This window comes from Phytomonospora sp. NPDC050363, from assembly GCF_040655735.1.
GTDB lineage: Bacteria > Actinomycetota > Actinomycetes > Mycobacteriales > Micromonosporaceae > Phytomonospora.
This window is the reverse complement of sequence record NZ_JBFAKK010000011.1, coordinates 158,021-175,628: the sequence shown is the minus strand read 5'-3', so window position 1 is coordinate 175,628 and position 17,608 is coordinate 158,021. Positions and strand designations below refer to the sequence as shown.

Here is a 17,608-nt window from a genome sequence, read left to right as displayed (position 1 = left end):
GCAAGGTGAGTGAGGTCACACATGCCCGCGCGCTCCGACGCCCGCCGCAACCATCAGGTGCTCCTCGACGCCGCCCGGGAGGCCTTCGCCGAGCACGGCACCGACGCCTCCCTGCGCGACGTCGCCCGCCGCGCCGGAGTCGGCATCGGCACCCTCTACCGGCACTTCCCCGCCCGCGAGGCCCTGCTGGAAGCCCTGCTGCGCGACGACTTCGACCGCCTCGCCGAGCGCGCCGGCGAACTCGCCGGGACCGACCCGCTCGACGCCCTCCTGACCTGGCTGCGCGAGGTCGCCGTCGAGCAGCGCACCATCCGGGGGCTCCCGGAGTCGGTGATGGAGGCCCTGCGCGACGGGGCATCCCAGCTGCACGCCTCCTGCCAAGCCATGCGCGACGCCGGGGGCGTGCTCCTCGCCCGCGCTCAGGAGGCCGGCGCCGTCCGCGCCGACCTCACGGCGAACGAACTGCTCGCGCTGGTCGCCGGTCTGGTGTGGGCCAGCGAGTACGCGCCCGACTCCGGCGCCAGACTCGACCGGCTCCTGCGCGTGGCGATGGAGGGCGTGGCCACCGATGGCTGACTAGAGTCGGAAGACGTGCCGAAGCTGAGTGCGGGAATCCTGCTGTACCGCCGGAGCGGCGACGGGCTCGAAGTCCTCATCGCCCACATGGGCGGGCCCTTCTGGGCGCGCAAGGACGCACGAGCCTGGTCGATCCCGAAAGGCGAGCACACCGAACTCGAGACGCCGCTGGCCGCCGCCGAGCGGGAGTTCGCCGAGGAGCTGGGCTCACCGGTCCCGCCGGGCGGGGAGTACCTGGAGCTGGGCGAGCTGCGCGTGTCGAGCGGTAAGCGGCTGACCGTGTTCGCGCGCGAGGCCGAGTTCGACGCCGAGGCGATCACGCCGGGGACCTTCGAGCTGGAGTGGCCACCGAGGTCGGGGAGGTTCGAGGCGTTCCCGGAGGTCGACCGCGCGGAGTGGATGGACGTGGACACGGCGGCTGAGAAGCTGGTGAAGGGGCAGGTGGGGTTCTTGGGGAGGCTGGTGGAAGGGCTCGAAGGGTCCTGACCACCCACGTCACCGCACCGACAGGCTCCCTCCCGACACCTCCGCCTGCCGGTAGATCTCCAGCACCCGCGCCGCGAAGCGCTCCGAGGTGTACCCGACGGTGGCCTCCCGCGCCCGCGCCCCCAGCCGGTCGCGCAGTTCGGGCGCGAGCACGAGTGCGGCGATCAGCGACCCGAAGTCCGCGACGCCGTCGGCGACGTAGCCGGTGACACCGTGCTCGACGAGCCCGTCGAGAGCCCGGTCGAGCACCACGGCGGGCACACCGGCCGAGGCCGCCTCCGCGAGGACGAGGCCCTGCGTCTCGGTGAGGGACGGCTGCGCGAGCAGCGTGCAGCGCGGCAGGATCTGGCGCACCGCCGCGTTGGGGACGGCGCCGGTGAACATCACCGAGTCGGCGACGCCCAGGTCGGCGGCGAGGGCCTCGAAGCGCTGTCGCAGCGGCCCGTCGCCGATCGCGAGGAGCAGCGCGTCGGGACACCGGCGCAGCACGTCGCGGGCCGTCGACCGCAGCAGCGTCTCGAAGTTCTTCTCCCCCGACAGCCTCCCCACGAAGACGACGACCGGCCGCCTGCCGACGCGCGCCAGGACCTCGGCGGCCGCGGGCTCCGGCGGGGCCGGGGCGGAGATCTCGGCCGAGGGCACGAAGTGCACGCGCTGGTCGGCTCGCTCGCACGGAAGGGTCCCGGCGGCCTTGTGGGAAGGCGCGATGACGTGGTCGAAGTAGGCGAGCGCCTCGGCCAGCGTCGCGCGGTTGGCCTCGGTCTGTCCCCGGCGGCGCAGCGCGGCGGCCACCGACCGGCGCGTGGAGCGCCAGGCGCGGGGCAGCTCCCCCGGGAAGGACCACAGGATGTGCGACAGCGGGATCGCGAGGTTGATGGCCGGGTAGTCGCGGCAGTAGGCGAGCAGGTCGGTGTGCCAGGTCAGCACGCACGCCGTACCGCTTCGGCGGGAGCCCGCGGCGGCGGCGAGCCCGAGCGGGCCGAGCGTGTGGACGTGCACCAGGTCGGCGCCGAATTCCTCGGCCAGGGCGCGCACGGAGCGCGGTGTGGCCCAGCTCAGGTGGTAGTCGCCGACCGCGCGGATCGCCGGCGCCAGGAAGGTCCGGGTGCCCGGGGTGCCGTAGGTCCCCCGGGCTCGTGGTGCCAGGACGGCGACCTCCTGGCCGAGCGCGGTCAGACCCTGCGCGAGGCTCACCACGGAGGTGGTGACGCCGTCCCGGTTGGGCGTGTAGTTGTCGGTGACCAGCAGGATCCGCAGTGGGCGCCCGGCCGGCGGTGCGGTTAAGGCCTCGATCGCCGCGGTAGCCGTCAGATGTGGCATCGGCCGTCTCGTTCCCGGTGAAAGTGCACGTCAGGGGTGTGGCATCACCGTATCCAGCGTGGAGGATGGGGGCGTGACGGTGAAGTTCAGCGCCCGTGAACGTCCGGTGATGCTCACGCCGCGGGCGGGCCGAACAGCAGCCCTTCGACGGCCTTGGCGACGCCGTCCTCGTCGTTGGCGGGAGCGCGCCGGCTGACCGCGGCCAGCACCAGCGGGTGGGCGTTGGCGACCGCGTGCGGGTGGCCGGCCCAGGCGAGCATCTCCAGGTCGCTGGGCATGTCGCCGAAGGCGGCGACGTCGGCGGCGGCGATGCCGCGCGCGTCGCACAGGTCCCGCAGGGCGCTGGCCTTGGTGACGCCGGGCGCGCCGAACTCCAGCATCGACTCGCCGCCGGCGTGCATCCACACCGATCCGAGGCCCGCGACGCGCTCGAACATCGCGTCGGTGTCGAGCGAGCGGGAGTGCATGTAGAGGCGCACGATGTCCTGCGCGGCCCAGAGTTCGTCGGGTGCCACGACGGTCCGGATGTGGAACAGCATCGTGACGGCGCCGTAGGAGGCGTCGGCGAACATGCTCAGGCCGTTGGTGACGGCGAAGCCGGCGTCGGGGATGACCGACCGCGCCTCCTCGGCGGCGGCGCGGGCGGCGGCGGCGGAGATCACCGTCGACGACAGGAGCCGGCGCGCGTCGAGGTCGTAGAGCATCGAGCCGTTGCCGATGATGGCCGTGCCGATCAGGCCGGTGTCCTCGGCGACGGCCTCGATGCCGATCGGCGAGCGCGCGGTCACGGCGACGACGTCGACGCCCGACTCGCGGGCGCGGTCGAGGACGTCGAGGGTGTAGGCGGAGACGGTGCCGTCGCTGCGCAGCAACGTCCCGTCGAGGTCGGTGGCCACCAGGCGGGGTCTACGGTGCACGCGTCAAGTATCTCCCTCGGACGAGGGCGCCGGTGACGACGACGACGGCCGACAGCGTGTAGGCGGCGGTCTCGACGTGGGCGTACTCGCCGGGCGCGTAGGTCACCGCCGAGGCCACCGCGACGGCGAGCCACTCCCAGCGGCCGTCGAGGGCGACCAGTCCGATGAGCAGCAGCGCGTACCAGGCGTAGCCGGGCGTCAGGAGCAGGAAGGCCGTTGCGGTGAAGACCAGCGCGCCCCGCCACGGTCGCGCCGGATCACCGCGCAGTCCGACGGCGGCGGCCACGGCGAGCAGGGCGGCCGCGGTGAGGGCGAACAGGACGGCGGGTGCCTCCCAGGCGGCGGGGAGGAGCAGCCGGAGGAGCGCGAAGCGTCCGCCGCCGCCGTCCTCGTAGCCCTCCTCGTCGGCGTAGCCGCCCAGGTAGCCCAGGACCGAGCCGCGCGAGAGGAGCACATAGGGGAGGTAGGCGGCGACGAGGACGGCGAGCGCGACGCCGACCGGGAGCAGTGCGCGCCACCGGCGTTCGCGAAGCGCTCCCGACAGCAGGCCCGGGATGGTGACCGCCGGGAGGAGCTTGGCGCCGATGCCCGCGCCGAGCAGTGCTCCCCCGGCGACGGCCCGGCGCGCGACGATGGCGAAGGCGGCGACGGTGAGCAGCGTCGCCAGGGCGTCAACGTGGGCGTTGTTGACCGCTTCGAGGGCGACGGCCGGGCACCACGCCCACAGTGCCGCCCAGGCGGGCCGGCGGGTTCGCAGAAGGACCACGGACGTGCCCATCGCCAGCAGCCAGCCCGCCGCCTGGAACGCGGTGATGCCGTCGACGCCGGGAGACAGTGCGTGGACCAGCAGGAAGTAGCCCTCGGCGACGGGCGGGTAGACGGTGTGGACGAAGGGCCGGTTGATGCGCGTACAGGTGTCGCCGGCGTCCCACATGCCCGTGCAGTCGCCGCCCGGCGGGAAGAGCGCGTCGTCGCGCAGTCGGCTCAGGGCGGGGTCGGCGGGCGTGCGGTCGTAGGGCGACATCCCGGCGGCCTGGACGCGCCCGTCCCACACGTAGCGGTAGGCGTCGTCGCTGGTGCGCGGCTGGGCGAGCAGGCCGGACCCCGCGACGAGCGCGCCACCGGCCAGCACGAGCACGGCGGCGTGCCGGGCGGGGAGGCCGCGCACGGCCCACGCGGCCGCGGCGAACAGCGCCCAGGCGACGGCGTACCAGCGGAACAGCGGCCCCACCTGAGTGGTGCCGCCGATACCCGCCGCCGTCGCCGCCGCCACTGCCGCGACCAGTGCGCCTGTCAGGACGGTCCGTGCCTTCACATCCGCCTGCGCAGCGCGAGGAAGGCCCGCTCACCGCCGGTCCACGACTCGACGGGCGCCCAGCCGGTCCCCTCGGCGAGCAGGCGCAGTGCCCGCGCGCCGAGCCGCGCCCACGGAAAAGCGCGTCCACGGCCGCCGTTGCCGTTGTCGACGTGCACGCTGAGGCGTTCATCGACGTCGACCGGCGCGACCTCGGCGAGGAGCGTCCCGCCCGCGCTCGCCAGATGCCCGGCGCGGCGCAGGAGCGCGACCGGGTCACCGCCGATGCCGATGTTGCCGTCCATCAGCAGGACCGTGCCCCACGTGCCCTCCCCGGGCAGCGGGTCGAAGACCGAGCGGCACTCGGCGCTGCCGCCGCCGAGGACGGTCCGCGCGACCGCCGCCGGGCTGACGTCGATGCCGAGGGCGATGGCGCCGCGCGCGTTGAGGGCGGCGACGAAACGGCCCGGACCGCAGCCGACGTCGAGGACGGGACCGGCGCAGCGGCGCAGGACCGACAGGTCGGTGTCGTCGGCGCCGCCGCACCAGCGCTCCACGTCCAGCGGGAGGAGCCAGCCGTCGGCGCGGCGCAGGAAGAGCGGACCGCGCCCGGTCCGCAGGGCCTCGGCGTAGAGGTCGTGGTCCCAGGTCGTGGCCACCGACGTGAGGGTCACGCGATCACCGTGCCCAGCTTCGCCGCTCGGGCCGCGAAGCGTCCGTACGGGGCGAGGGCGGCGACCGCGGCGACGTCGGCGGCGGTGTCCACGTCGCGCAGCGGCGGCAGCTCGCCGACCGACAGTCCGGCCGCGACGAGCCGGGCGCGTTGCTCGCGGCCGGTGTCCGCGGTCGACATCGGCACACCGAGGATGAGGGAGGCGTCGGGCCGGGCGAGGCCCAGCGCCCAGAAGCCGCCGTCGGCGGCGGGCCCGAAGTAGGCGTCGTGGCGTGCCCAGGCGTCCTCGGCGAGCGCGGGCGCGAGCTCGGCGAGTCCCGCCTGGGGCGTGTCCATTCCGATGAGCAGCGCCGGGCCGCCGGCGTGGGCGAAGGCGCCGGCGAGGCGTTGGTCGAGCCCGCCACCGCACTGGGCGACGACCTCGAACCCTTCGGGAAGCCACGGGCCGGGTTCGCCGTCGAGGACGAGGATCCGGCGGGCGACGGGCAGCGCGGCCGCCGTGGCGAGGGTGTCGGCGAGCGCGGCCTCGGCGAGGGACGCGGCCTCGGCGGGCGAGTAGGGCGGGGTGAGCCGGGTCTTGACCCGGCCCGGGATCGGGGCCTTGGCGATGACGAGCAGCGCGGTCACCGCAACACCGCCCGCATGTCGCGCACGGCGTGCCAGGTGCCCTTCCAGGTGCCGGTCACCTTCGACCTGCCGGTCCGGGGGAGGTAGGGCACGTCGATCTCCCCGACGCGCCAGCCGGTGTCGGCGGCCTTGACGACCATTTCGAGCGGGTAGCCCGAGCGCCGGTCGGTGATCCCGAGGTCGAGGAGGGCGATGCGGCGGGCGGCGCGCATGGGCCCGAGGTCGTGCAGGCCGACACCGGTGCGGCGGCGGATCATGCGCGACAGGACGAGGTTGCCGAGACGGGCGTGCACCGGCCAGGCGCCGGCGCTGGTGGGCCGCCGGCGGCCCAGGACGAGGTCGGCGCGGCCGTCGGCGACCGGGTCGGCGACGGTGGGGAGGAGGCGGGGGTCGAGGGAGGCGTCGCAGTCGCAGAAGCACACGATCGGCGCGGTCGCGGCCTCCAGACCGGCGTGGCAGGCCGCGCCGAACCCCCGGCGGGGCTCGGTGACGACCGTCGCGCCGAGCTCCGCGGCGATCTCGGGGGACCCGTCGGTGGAGCCGTTGTCGACGACGATCGCGCGGTAGCCCTCGGGGATCCGCGCCAGGACCCACGGCAGCGCGGCGGCCTCGTCGAGGCACGGGAGGACGACGTCGACGGCGTTCACGCGGGCACCCCTTCGCGCGGACCGGCGGAGGCGAACTCGGCGACGCCTTCGGCGAATCCGACGCGCGGGTGCCACCCCAGCGCGGCGATCCGCTCGATCGAGGCGGTGACATGCCGGACGTCGCCGAGCCGGTACTCCCCCGTCACCACCGGCGCCGGGCCGCCGCAGGCGCGGGCGAGTTCGGCGGCCAGTTCGCCGACGGTCCGCGGCCGGCCGCTGGCGACGTTGAAGGCAGTGAGCGCTCCCTCCTGGACGTTTCCGGCGGTCAGCGCGGCGAGGTTGGCGTGCGCGACATCGCCGACGTGCACGAAGTCGCGGCGCTGGGCTCCGTCCTCGAACACGCGCGGTGCCTCGCCCCGGGCCAGCGAGGAGCGGAAGAAGGACGCCACCCCCGCGTAGGGCGTGTCGCGCGGCATGCCCGGCCCGTACACGTTGTGGTAGCGCAGGGAGACCGCCCGGCCCCCGGTCATGCGGGCCCACGCCGAGGCCAGATGCTCCTGGGCGACCTTCGTCGCCGCGTAGACGCTGCGCGGGTCGACCGGCGCGTCCTCCCCGACCAATCCCGGCTCCAGCGGCTCACCGCAGCGCGGGCACGGCGGCTCGAAACGCCCCGCGTCGAGGTCGGCCCTGGCCCGTGGCGCGGGGCGCACTGCCCCGTGCTCGGCGCAGCGGTAGGCGCCCTCCCCGTAGACGACCATCGACCCGGCGAGCACGAGCCGCCCGACGCCCGCCGAGGCCATCGCGGCCAGCAGCACCGCCGTGCCGAGCTCGTTGCACGAGACGTAGTCGGGGGCGTCGGTGAAGTCGCGCCCGAGGCCGACCATCGCCGCCTGGTGGCACACCGCGTCCACGCCGGCCAGCGCGGCGTCCACGGCCGCGCGGTCGCGGACGTCGCCGTGCAGCCGTGTCACACCGGGATCGCCACCGCCGGGCGGCGCGGGCCTTGCGGCGTGGACGGCCGCGAGCAGCGCGTCCAGCACCACGACCTCGTACCCGGCGTCGCGCAGCGCGCCGACGACGTGTCCCCCGATGAAACCGGCGCCGCCGGTGACCAGTACCCGCATGACCTGCACCGTAAGTCCGCCAGAAGCCCGGTGTGGCCGTTATCGCCGGGTCGTCAGGGATTCGTAAGGTCTCGGCCGCCGCCCGGTCCGTAGTGTGGGCGGCGTGAACCAGTCGACATCACCGCACGGCGCGATCGGCGTCATCGGCGGCTCCGGCCTGTACTCGCTGCTCGGCGACGCCCGCGAGACCACCCGGGAAACCCCGTACGGCGCGCCGAGCGACGCGCTCACCACCGGCACCTTCGGCGGCCGCGACGTCGTCTTCCTCCCCCGCCACGGCCGCGGGCACCTCCACCCGCCGCACAAGGTCCCCTACCGCGCCAACCTCTACGCCCTCCAGACGATGGGCGTGCGCAGGGTCATCGGCGTCGGCGCCGTCGGGAGCCTGCGCGCCGACGTCGCGCCCGGCAGCCTCGTCGTCCCCGACCAGCTCGTCGACCGCACCACCGGCCGCGAGCAGACCTACTTCGACGGGCCGGGCGTCGCCCACGCCACCTTCGCCGACCCCTACTGCCCCGAAGGGCGGCGCGACGCCGTGAAGGCCGCCGCCGCGACCGGATGGCCGGCCCTCGACGGCGGCACGCAGGTCGTCATCCAGGGCCCGCGCTTCTCCACCCGCGCCGAGTCCCAGTGGTACTCGGCGCAGGGCTGGTCGATCGTCGGCATGACCGCCCACCCCGAAGTGGTGCTCGCCCGCGAGCTCGGCCTCTGCTACATCCCGCTGTGCCTGGTCACCGACTACGACGCCGGCGTCGAGGCCGGTGGCGGTGTGACGCACCAAGAGGTGCTGGCGAACTTCGCGCGCAACGTCGACCGGCTCCGCGACGTGCTGGCGGCCCTGCTGAGCGCGTTGCCCGCCGAGCCCGGCTGCGACTGCGCGTCCCTGCGGCCGCAGCCGATGTGAGTCACGGGCCCGGCAGCACGCGGGCGATCACGTCGTCGGGCAGGATCCCCGCCCCGAGCGCGTTGAGGGCCTCGACGATCTTCTTCTCCTCGTAGAGGAAGTGCGTCTCCAGGAGCGCCGAGAGGGTGTCGAGTTCCCGGCCGACGCGCAGCGCCTCACCGGGATCGGTGCCCTCGTCCAGCCCCTCGACCAGGGCCTTGATGCGGTCGAGAGTGTCGCTCACCATCACGTGGTCGGCGCGCAGCTCGTCGAGGACCGGGGCCAGTTCGGGGAACCGGGCGGCGACGGCGCCGAAGACCTCGCCGTCCTCCTCGGTGTGGTGCCGGGTGAGGACCGAGCAGAAGGTGAGGCAGTGAACGCGGAGCTCACGGGGCCGCTCACCGCCCCCCGAGAGGTAGGCGTCCACGCCGTCGGCGAGTGCCGCGAGTTCCTCACGGAGCCAGACGTGCACGGCGACGAGCTGGTTTCCGAACGCCGCGAGGCGCCCGTCGTGGTCGGTGGTGGTCATGCGTTTTCCTTGCCTGCCACGCCTCCGCGCCCTCGGCGGCCAATTGTGCCGGGTGCACTGCGACGCTGGCGACGAGTGGATCATGACGGCGGGCGCCATGTCAAGTCCTCGGCGCTAGCAGCTCTCGCCGTTGATGGTGCAGGACTTGACCTCGGGATCGCCCTCATTGGGGGCGGCGCCCTCAAAGGTGAACTCGACCGCGCCCTTGCCGGGCACCCTGGAGTTGCCGTCGGGCTCGAAGGTCACCGTGTGGCCATCGACGCGGTAACGCGCCCCGTCGGCGCCGTGCACGGTCATTCCCTCGGAAAGAACCAGCACCACCGTCCAGCCGTCGGCTTTCGCGTTCGAGGTGTTCTCGATGACGACCGTGCTGTAAACCGTCCAGAACTCCCTGTCCCAGCTGTACTCCGCCCGCAGCTCGGGCTTCTCCGGCGGTGCCTCCGGCGGCGGCGGTGGCGGGGTCGGGGACTTCGAGGAGGGTGACGGCGACGGGGACGGGGATGCCGCCGCGCCGACGCCCTTCTCCGTCCGCTCCGGGGAGGGCGAGGGCCCGTCGTCGAAGTCGGGGATCACCGGGAAATCGCTGTTGCCTTCGGGCCGGGGCGCGGCCTCGCCGCTCTGGTTGATCAGCCAGACGGCCACGAACACCACGGTGAGCACCGTGAAGACCGCGATGATGGACGACCAGCTTCCGAAGGTCCACCGACGGCGGGCACCGCTCATTGACTCCACACTTCCTTCGACGCCACGGCGGCGCCGGAGGGTCGTCTAGTCGGACATGCCCTTGGAGCGCCGGCCCATGGCCCGGGCGATCTCGCGGTCGGCGTCGCGCTTGGCGATGTCCTGCCGCTTGTCGTAGCTCTTCTTTCCCTTGGCGAGGCCGATCTCGACCTTCGCCCAGCCGTCCTTAAAGTACAGCGACAGGGGGACGAGTGTAAGCCCGCTCTCGTGCACCTTTCCGATCAGCTTGTCCAGCTCACCGCGGTGCAGGAGCAGCTTGCGCGCCCGGCGTGGCGTGTGGTTGTTCCACGTGCCCGCAACGTATTCGGGGATGTGCGCACCGTGCAGGAAGAGCTCGCCGTTGCGGATGTCGCCGAAGGCGTCGGTGAGGGAGGCGCGACCGGCGCGCAGCGACTTCACCTCGGTGCCGGTGAGCACCAGCCCGGCCTCGTAGGTGTCGAGGATGGTGTAGTCGTGGCGCGCCTTCTTGTTCGACGCGATGACCTTGTGGCCCTTCTCCCTTGGCATCCGGCCATCCTATCGAAGCCCGCGTTCACCGGCGATCGGATAACGCGCCGAGCGGTTTCAGCACAGGCAGCCGGGCAGCCAGCCCTGCGGGTTGACCGGACCGCCGTTGACCCGCACCTCGAAGTGCAGGTGGTTGCCGGTGGAGGCGCCGGTCGTGCCGACCGCGCCGATGTGCTCGCCGCGCTTGACGTGCTGCCCGACCCACACGCCGATCGACGACTGGTGCGCGTAGCAGGTCGAGATGCCCTTGCCGTGGTAGATGCAGGTGTAGTTGCCGTAGCCGCCGTTCCAGCCCGCCTGCACGACGCGCCCGCCGGCCGCCGCGCGGATCGCCGCGCCCCCGCCCGCGGCGAGGTCCATGCCGGCGTGCAGCTGCCACACGTTGTAGTACGGGTCGTAGCGCATGCCGAAGTCGGAGGACTTCCAGCCGTTCACCGGCATCGACAGCCGCCCGCCGTTCGATGAGGGCGGAGGGTCGTCATCGCCGCCGCCGTCGTCGTTCGACGAGGGGCCGTTGTCGTTGGCCGCCGCGGCGGCCTTGAGCATGCGCCCGATGCGCTCGCTCTCCTTCTCCAGGCGGTCGTAGCGCGCGAGGCTCTCGTCGCGTTCCTCCTCGGCGATGCCGGCGGCCTCGTCGCGGATGCGGTAGAGCTCGGCGAGGGCCTCCTGGTAGGCCTGCGCCTCGGCGGCGCGGGTCTCGGCGCCGGCGAGGGCCTCGTCGGCATCCTGCTTGGCCTCGTCGGCCTCCCGCTTGGCGACCAGGGTCTCGTTCTCGCGCTCCTTGGCGGCCATCCCGGCCCTCAGCACGCCGTCGAGGGCCTCGTCCTGGTTCTCGGCGAGCTTGTCCATGTACGAGAGCCGGTCGACGACCTCGCCGGGGCTCCTGGCGTTGAGGACGCTGGTGAACGCGACGGCCCCCAGGCCCTGGTAGGCGGCCGAGACGCTGGCGCCGACGGTCTCCTTGGCGTCCTCGACGGCGAGGTCGGCGGCGTCCATCCGGTCGCTCGCCGTCTCGAAGACGAGCTGGGCGGCCTCGGCCTCCTCGGCCGCGGCGCGCGCCGCGATGCGGGAGGCGGCCAGAATCCCCTCAGCCTCGGCGAGGGCGTCCTTGGCCCCTGGCAGTCTGCCCTTCACGTCCGCGAGGGCGGCAACGGCCTCCTGAGCGCGTTCGGTGGCGCCTTCGAGAGCGGCTTCGGCCTTGGCGAGCTCACGGTCGACACGCGCCTTGTCGTCGGCCGGGTCTGCGTTGGCCGACCCCGCGGTCAGCATCAACAGTCCGATGGCGACGGTGGCGGTGGCTCCGGTAAACCAACGGTGACGCATGTGCCATAACTTACTCGTGTTCGTCGGTCTGATGTGGATTTATCCCTTATATACATGAGACGGTGGCCCACTCCGAAGAGTGGGCCACCGTTACTCGTGTCCGCTGAGCGCGTGGGTTCTAGACCTTGATCTGGAACCTCAGGGTGATCCAGCCGGTGACGGCGGAGACCACGCCGGCGATGCCGGCCAGGATCGGGAACATCAGGTGCACGTTCGACCATGGGATCGGTGTCAGCACCGTGCTCTGGAACAGGCTCTTGAACGTCCCGTCGATGATGAAGATCTTCACCCCGATGAGCGTCAGGTAGGCCATGATCGCGCCGATGACGCCGGCGAAGACCGCCTCCAGGACGAAGGGCGCCTGCACGAACCAGTTCGAGGCGCCGACCAGTTTCATGATCGCCACCTCCCTGCGTTTCGAGAAGGCCGCGACCTGGATCGTGTTGGCCACCAGGAGCAGTGCCGCCAGGCCCTGCACGATCGCGATGACCAGGGCGAGCTTCTGCATGCCGCCGAAGATCTCGAAGATCTTCTCCAGCACCTTGCGCTGGTCGACGACGTTGGCCACGCCCTCCTTGCCCTTGTACTTCTCGATCAGGACCTGGGAGTTGTCGGGATCGACCGGCTTGACGCGGAACGACGCGGGCAGCGACTCGGGCTGCGCGGCGTTGACCAGGTCGGGCGCCTCCTTGAACATCTCCCGGAAGCGCTCGTAGGCCTTCTCCTGGGTCTCGAACTCGAAGCCCGCGATGAGCGGGTCGTTCTCGATCTCGACGCGGATGGCGTCGATCGCCGGCTGCGCGGCGTCCTTGTCGAAGAAGATCGAGACTTCGAGCTTGGTGTAGTAGTACTCCTCCATGTCGCTGACCTGGAAGTAGAGCAGGAGGCTGGCTCCGAGCATGGCCAGCGAGACCGCCATGGTGACGATCATGGCGATGGTCATCGTGACATTGCGCCACAGACCGACCAGTACCTCGGACAGGACGTATTTCGCGCGCATCGCTTCTCTATTCTCCTGCCTCGACCGTCAGCCGTAGACGCCGCGGGACTGGTCACGGACGACGTGGCCGCCCTCCATCTCGATGACGCGGCGGCGCATCTGGTTCACGATGTTCGAGTCGTGGGTGACCATGACGATCGTGGTGCCCGTCCGGTTGATCCGGTCGAGCAGCCGCATGATCTCCACGGATGTGTCGGGGTCGAGGTTTCCAGTCGGCTCGTCGGCGAGTAGCACCAGGGGCCGGTTGACGAACGCGCGCGCGATCGCCACGCGCTGCTGCTCACCACCGGACAGCTCATGGGGGTAACGGTGCTCTTTTCCGCCGAGGCCGACCAGTTCGAGCACCTCGGGCACGACGCGACGGGCGACGGCCTTGGACTTGCCGATGACCTCGAGCGCGAACGCCACGTTCTCGGCGGCGGTGCGGGTCGGCAGCAGCCGGAAATCCTGGAAGACGCAGCCGAGCGAGCGACGGAAGGCGGGCACCCGCCAGGAGCGCATGCCGACGACCTCCTTGTCGTTGACCCAGATCTTGCCCTTGTCGGGCGTCTCCTCACGGAGCAGCAGCTTGATGATCGTCGACTTGCCGGCACCCGTCGGGCCGATGAAGAAGACGAACTCACCCTTGTCGATCGAGACGTTGATGTCCTCGATCGACGGCCTACTGGCCCGCGCGTACTTCTTGGTCACGTGCTCAAGGCGAATCACGGGTCGAGAGTCTACGCGCGCCACCTGCGAGCGACACCACACCCCTTGGTGATTGCCGCGAACCTGGCTCTACTTCCTAGAACGACTCGACCGTTCAGCCGAAGGGTCCTCAGTCGTTGGCTCCAGAGGCTGCCGCTTCGGCCGATTCCCGCTGCTTGCGCCAGCGGACCCCGGCCTCGATGAGGCCGTCGATATCGCCGTCGAGGACCGAGTCGGGCTGATTGGTCTCCCAGCCGGTCCGCAGATCCTTCACCATCTGGTACGGGTGCTGGACGTAGGTGCGCATCTGGTCGCCCCACGACGCGGTCACGTCGCCGCGAAGCTCGTTGATCTCGGCGGCCTCCTCGGCGCGCTTGCGCTGGAGGAGCTTGGCCATCAGGACGTTCATGGCGCTGGCCTTGTTCTGGAGCTGGCTGCGCTCGTTCTGGCAGGAGGCCACCAGGCCGGTCGGCAGGTGCGTGATCCGCACGGCCGAGTCGGTGGTGTTGACGCCCTGCCCGCCGGGACCCGAGGCGCGGTAGACGTCCACGCGGATCTCGTCGTCGGGGACCTCGATCTGGTCGGTCTGCTCGACGACGGGCACCACCTCGACGGCCGCGAAGGCGGTCTGGCGGCGACCCTGGTTGTCGTACTTCGAGATGCGCACCATCCGGTGCGTCCCCTGCTCGACCGAGAGCGTCCCGTAGGTATAGGGCGCTTTGATCGCGAAGGTGGCGGACTTGATGCCCGCCTCCTCCGCGTAAGACACGTCGTAGACCTCGGTGGGGTATTTGTGCCGTTCCGCCCAGCGCAGGTACATGCGCATCAGCTGCTCGGCGAAGTCGCTGGCGTCGGCACCACCGGCGCCGGACCGGACGGTGACCAGTGCTTCCCGCTCGTCGTACTGGCCGGAAAGGAGGGTGCGAACCTCCAACTCGTCGACGAGCTTGCGCAGAACCGCGATCTCCTGGCGAGCTTCCGAGAGGGTTCCCTCGTCGCTCTCGTCGGAGGCCAGTTCCAGCAGTACCTCGGCGTCCTCGAGCCGGTGCCGCAGCCCGTTGACGCGGTTGATCTCGCCCTGTACATAGGAGAGCCTCGATGTGACCTTCTGGGCCTTGTCGGGGGTGTCCCACAGGCCCGGCTCGGCCGCGGTGGCCTCCAGCTCGGTCTTCTCCTTGGCCAGGGCGTCGAGGTCGAGCACCGACTCGACCGTCTGCAGTGTCGAGTCCAGATCACGGAGTTCGGCAGTCAGATCATGGCTGGTCACAACCGTCAACCCTACGCCCACCGCAAACCATGATCCTCAGGCGTGGCTCAGGAGACCGACTTGAGCCACGCGAGGGCGGCCTTGTGGTACCCGACGGCGAACTCCAGCGCGGCGGCGGCGTGCGGGTCGTCGCCGCGCTCCTTCGCCTCGGCGCGCACCTCGTTGAGGGCGGCCTTGTGGTACTCGTTGGCCGACTCGTACATGGACTTGACCTCGCCCGGAGACAGGTGATCGGCGAACGCCGTACGCAGGGCGACGGGGTTGCGAAGCTGCTCGAATCCGGTGTCCTCACTCAGCCAACGAGTGAACGCCTTCTTGCCGGTAGCGGTAATCTTGTAGGGAACACTGGCCCGCGGGCCGGGCTTGCCGACCTTCACGTAGCCTTCCTCGGCCAGGGCCGGGAGTTCGCGGTAAACCTGACTGCGCGTCATGCTCCAGAACGGACCGAGACGACGGTTGGCTTCCGCGATGAGTTGGCCACCGGTCATCGGCCCGTCGTGCAGTAGTCCGAGCAACGCTGCCGCAGTGGCATTCACATTCTTTTTCGCCATGTGATCAAGAATGCCATAGGGCCACTTCGGAGGTTGGCATTTGGGTCATCCAATGTGCACCGTCTCACTCGTACGCTGAACTGCGGTGACGCTCGGTCCACTGTCGAGTGACAGGCGTTTTGCCGCCCTGCAACGGAAATCAGGGGAACTGCGGCAACGGTGACCCAAGTTGGTCTTGGCCCGGGACTTGTGGAATTTCACCATTGTCATTGCCATCACCCGGATCCGTCGGCGTGTCGTCCTCTGTAGAGTCCGTTTCCGGCCCCAGTGTCGGATCCTGCGAGGGGTTCGACTCGTCCGTCGACTCGTCCTCGGGATCGGCGGGATCCGTTGTGGGAGAAGGAATCTCCGGATTTTCAGAGGTGACGGCGGCCGGTGGCTGCCCGGTTTTGTCGGTCTCCTCCGCAGGGCTCCCTCCGAAAAGGACATACGCACCAAGAGTCGCCAGGGCCACCACGGCCCCCACTCCGGCTCCAATGAGGACCCGCCGATTCCGGCGCTCCGGGGTCGTCCCCTCCACGACCCCGGAATCGGCCGGTGCGATCTGCGTCACGATCGTCGGCGGAGCCTCCGGAAGGTGCATCTCGATGGGTGGCACCGTCCCCTCTGGACGGTTCATGCCCGCCTGTCGGGATTGATACGTGTGCATACCCGCGGGCATCAGTGGGAGTGGTGGGAGATGCGTCAGCGAGGGCATCGCGAGCTGGATCCGGGAAGGCAGTTCGGCGGCGTCGGGACGCAGCTGCGGATTCAGCTGCGTGCACGCGATGATGAGCGACCACAGCTGTGGCGGACAGTTCGGGAAAGGCGCCGGCGCGCACTCGCGATGGCGTTTGAGAACCTCGTCGACCGGGCCGCCCCGATAGGGACTGCGGCCGGAGAGGGCCTCATAGAGGATCAGGCCGACGCCGTACACGTCGGACTTGCCGGAGCTGCCCGCGCCGTCGATGATCTCGGGCGCGACGTACTCGGGCGTCCCGTGCGTGGGGCCGTACTCCTGCCGGATGCGGTGGGCGACGCCGAAGTCGGCCAGCCGCACCGAACCGCCGGCGGACGGGACCAGGACGTTGCCGGGCTTGATGTCGCCGTGCACGATGCCCACGGCGTGGATCGCGCCGAGGGCCGCCGAGAGCTGGCTGACGACCGTCGCCGCCTGTGCGGGGCGCAGGGGGCCCTGCTCGCGGATCTGGCGGCGCAGGTCGACGCCCTCCACGAGGTCCATGACCAGGGCCATGACCTCGTCGGTGGACACGAAGTCGCGAGGCCGGACGATACCGGGGTGGTCGATCTCGGCGAGCACCTCGGCCTCGTCGAGGAAGGCGGACACGACGCCCGGCTCGGCCGCGGCGTCATGGCGGAGCACCTTGACGGCGACCTTCTCACCGGTGGCGGTGTCGGTCGCGCGGTAGACGGTTCCGGCGGCGCCGCGCGCGAGTTCGGTCTCGAGTACGTACCTGTCGGCCAGCCGCTCGCTCATGGTGTCTCCCCGGTCTTCGACGGTGGTGTCCCACCGACCGGTCCACGGTATGGCGGGAGACCGCCGAACGCCCGCCCACCCGGGGAGCGTGGCACGAATGAGGGAGTCGGGGCGAGCACGGGTCCCGCCCCGCCGCTCACAGCACGCTGCGCAGCTCCCACAGCTCCGGATAGCAGCGCAACTCCACCCGCGACCGCAGGTAGGCGCCGCCGGCGCTCCCGCCGGTCCCGGGCTTGGTCCCGATCTGCCGCTCGGCCATCAGCACGTGCCGCGCGCGCCAGAGCGAGAGGAGCTGGTCGTGGTCGACCAGGGCCTCGGCGAGGTCCCACAGCTGCCCGTAGTTGCCGCGGTCGGCGGCGATGGCCTTGTATGCCTCGACGCGGCGCTCCTCGGTGTCGGTCTTGAACCCCGCGTGCCGCAGCGCCGCCAGGAACCCGTCCCACAGCGACGGCTGCTCCAGCCTCGCCGTCAGCCGCGCCTGCTCGTCCTCGGTCAGCCCGCGGAAGCGCTTGAGGTAGCCCGGGTCCTTCATCCCCGAGATGAACTCCACCTCGCGGAACTGCACCGACTGGAATCCCGAGGCCGGCGCCAGCCGGTTGCGGAACTGGAGGAAGTCCTGCGGGGTCATGGTGTCGATGACGTCGACCTGCCCGACGAGGACCCGCATGATCGAGTGGCAGCGTGTCAGCCGCACGCGCGGCACGTAGGCGTCGCCCTCCATCATGCGGTCGCGGGCGTCGTCGAGCTCGTGGAGCAGCAGCTTGAACCACAGCTCGTACACCTGGTGGATGGTGATGAACAGCAGTTCGTCGTGCGCCTCGGGATCGGAGGCGGGGTGCTGCTGGTCCAGCAGTTGCGGGATGCGCAGGTAGCTGCCGTAGGTGAGGACGCCGCCCTGCTCGCCGAAACGGGGGGTGGTGGGTGTATCGGTCACGTGCTCACGGTAGCTCGTGAGGATGACGACCGTCGCGGGGACGAGTGACCCATGATCACGGGCACGCGAAGGCGGGCGCCGCCCATCTCTCGATGAGCCGCGCCC

General features: G+C 71.3%; 20 protein-coding genes. 3 read left to right on the top strand and 17 right to left on the bottom strand.

The annotated features are described in order from the left end of the window. Nucleotides 1-21 precede the first annotated feature (21 nt). On the top strand, nucleotides 22-576 hold the full coding sequence (locus AB0I28_RS27570; RefSeq protein WP_357498070.1) for a helix-turn-helix domain-containing protein: 555 nt from the start codon (nucleotides 22-24) through the stop codon (nucleotides 574-576). Between the two features lie 15 nt (nucleotides 577-591). Continuing rightward, nucleotides 592-1,062 carry an NUDIX domain-containing protein gene (locus AB0I28_RS27565; RefSeq protein ID WP_357498068.1) on the top strand — a complete coding sequence of 157 codons (471 nt, stop codon included), beginning with the start codon at nucleotides 592-594 and terminating at the stop codon, nucleotides 1,060-1,062. A gap of 9 nt (nucleotides 1,063-1,071) precedes the next feature. On the opposite strand, the gene AB0I28_RS27560 is transcribed toward AB0I28_RS27565, so the two are convergent. From AB0I28_RS27560 to AB0I28_RS27530, 7 genes are all read right to left on the bottom strand, one after another. Next, nucleotides 1,072-2,382, bottom strand: coding sequence for a glycosyltransferase (locus tag AB0I28_RS27560; protein WP_357498066.1), 1,311 nt, complete (start codon nucleotides 2,380-2,382; stop codon nucleotides 1,072-1,074). 113 nt (nucleotides 2,383-2,495) lie between these two features. Then, entirely contained in the window at nucleotides 2,496-3,299 is an 804-nt protein-coding gene (locus AB0I28_RS27555; protein WP_357498065.1) for an HAD family hydrolase, read from the bottom strand. Continuing rightward, a complete protein-coding gene (locus AB0I28_RS27550) occupies nucleotides 3,289-4,614 on the bottom strand; it encodes a glycosyltransferase 87 family protein (RefSeq protein WP_357498063.1) in 1,326 nt (441 codons plus the stop codon). The genes AB0I28_RS27555 and AB0I28_RS27550 overlap by 11 nt, the downstream gene beginning before the upstream one ends. Further along, nucleotides 4,611-5,267, bottom strand: a complete 657-nt coding sequence (locus tag AB0I28_RS27545; protein WP_357498061.1) for a methyltransferase domain-containing protein — start codon at nucleotides 5,265-5,267, stop codon at nucleotides 4,611-4,613. The genes AB0I28_RS27550 and AB0I28_RS27545 overlap by 4 nt, the downstream gene beginning before the upstream one ends. Beyond that, on the bottom strand, nucleotides 5,264-5,893 hold the full coding sequence (locus tag AB0I28_RS27540) for a DUF2064 domain-containing protein (protein WP_357498059.1): 630 nt from the start codon (nucleotides 5,891-5,893) through the stop codon (nucleotides 5,264-5,266). Before AB0I28_RS27540 ends, AB0I28_RS27545 begins: the two co-directional genes overlap by 4 nt. After that, complete coding sequence (locus AB0I28_RS27535; protein WP_357498057.1) at nucleotides 5,890-6,540, bottom strand: glycosyltransferase family 2 protein; 651 nt, start codon at nucleotides 6,538-6,540, stop codon at nucleotides 5,890-5,892. The genes AB0I28_RS27540 and AB0I28_RS27535 overlap by 4 nt, the downstream gene beginning before the upstream one ends. Further along, a complete protein-coding gene (locus tag AB0I28_RS27530) occupies nucleotides 6,537-7,604 on the bottom strand; it encodes an NAD-dependent epimerase/dehydratase family protein (RefSeq protein ID WP_357498056.1) in 1,068 nt (355 codons plus the stop codon). Before AB0I28_RS27530 ends, AB0I28_RS27535 begins: the two co-directional genes overlap by 4 nt. Before the next feature lie 103 nt (nucleotides 7,605-7,707). Between AB0I28_RS27530 and AB0I28_RS27525 the strand changes: the two genes are divergently transcribed. Then, nucleotides 7,708-8,508 carry an S-methyl-5'-thioadenosine phosphorylase gene (locus AB0I28_RS27525; RefSeq protein WP_357498054.1) on the top strand — a complete coding sequence of 267 codons (801 nt, stop codon included), beginning with the start codon at nucleotides 7,708-7,710 and terminating at the stop codon, nucleotides 8,506-8,508. A gap of 1 nt (nucleotide 8,509) precedes the next feature. Here AB0I28_RS27525 and AB0I28_RS27520 read toward each other — a convergent pair whose 3' ends face one another. The 10 genes from AB0I28_RS27520 to AB0I28_RS27475 form a co-directional block, all read right to left on the bottom strand. After that, nucleotides 8,510-9,016, bottom strand: a complete 507-nt coding sequence (locus AB0I28_RS27520) for a hemerythrin domain-containing protein (RefSeq protein WP_357498052.1) — start codon at nucleotides 9,014-9,016, stop codon at nucleotides 8,510-8,512. 114 nt (nucleotides 9,017-9,130) lie between these two features. Then, a complete protein-coding gene (locus AB0I28_RS27515) occupies nucleotides 9,131-9,739 on the bottom strand; it encodes a cellulose binding domain-containing protein (RefSeq protein WP_357498050.1) in 609 nt (202 codons plus the stop codon). A 45-nt stretch (nucleotides 9,740-9,784) separates the two neighbouring features. Beyond that, entirely contained in the window at nucleotides 9,785-10,264 is a 480-nt protein-coding gene (smpB, locus tag AB0I28_RS27510; RefSeq protein WP_357498049.1) for an SsrA-binding protein SmpB, read from the bottom strand. Between the two features lie 57 nt (nucleotides 10,265-10,321). Next, nucleotides 10,322-11,587: a M23 family metallopeptidase gene (locus tag AB0I28_RS27505; protein WP_357498047.1), complete on the bottom strand. Its 1,266-nt coding sequence runs from the start codon at nucleotides 11,585-11,587 to the stop codon at nucleotides 10,322-10,324. A 118-nt stretch (nucleotides 11,588-11,705) separates the two neighbouring features. Next, nucleotides 11,706-12,587, bottom strand: a complete 882-nt coding sequence (ftsX, locus tag AB0I28_RS27500) for a permease-like cell division protein FtsX (RefSeq protein WP_357498045.1) — start codon at nucleotides 12,585-12,587, stop codon at nucleotides 11,706-11,708. A gap of 27 nt (nucleotides 12,588-12,614) precedes the next feature. Next, complete coding sequence (gene ftsE, locus AB0I28_RS27495; RefSeq protein ID WP_357498044.1) at nucleotides 12,615-13,295, bottom strand: cell division ATP-binding protein FtsE; 681 nt, start codon at nucleotides 13,293-13,295, stop codon at nucleotides 12,615-12,617. A gap of 109 nt (nucleotides 13,296-13,404) precedes the next feature. Next, nucleotides 13,405-14,541, bottom strand: a complete 1,137-nt coding sequence (gene prfB / locus AB0I28_RS27490) for a peptide chain release factor 2 (protein WP_357498042.1) — start codon at nucleotides 14,539-14,541, stop codon at nucleotides 13,405-13,407. A gap of 47 nt (nucleotides 14,542-14,588) precedes the next feature. Next, on the bottom strand, nucleotides 14,589-15,092 hold the full coding sequence (locus AB0I28_RS27485; RefSeq protein ID WP_357498040.1) for a PadR family transcriptional regulator: 504 nt from the start codon (nucleotides 15,090-15,092) through the stop codon (nucleotides 14,589-14,591). Nucleotides 15,093-15,231: 139 nt separating this feature from the next. Next, nucleotides 15,232-16,569 carry a protein kinase gene (locus AB0I28_RS27480; RefSeq protein WP_357498038.1) on the bottom strand — a complete coding sequence of 446 codons (1,338 nt, stop codon included), beginning with the start codon at nucleotides 16,567-16,569 and terminating at the stop codon, nucleotides 15,232-15,234. Nucleotides 16,570-16,705: 136 nt separating this feature from the next. After that, on the bottom strand, nucleotides 16,706-17,503 hold the full coding sequence (locus tag AB0I28_RS27475; protein ID WP_357498036.1) for a tryptophan 2,3-dioxygenase family protein: 798 nt from the start codon (nucleotides 17,501-17,503) through the stop codon (nucleotides 16,706-16,708). Between the last annotated feature and the right edge of the window lie 105 nt (nucleotides 17,504-17,608).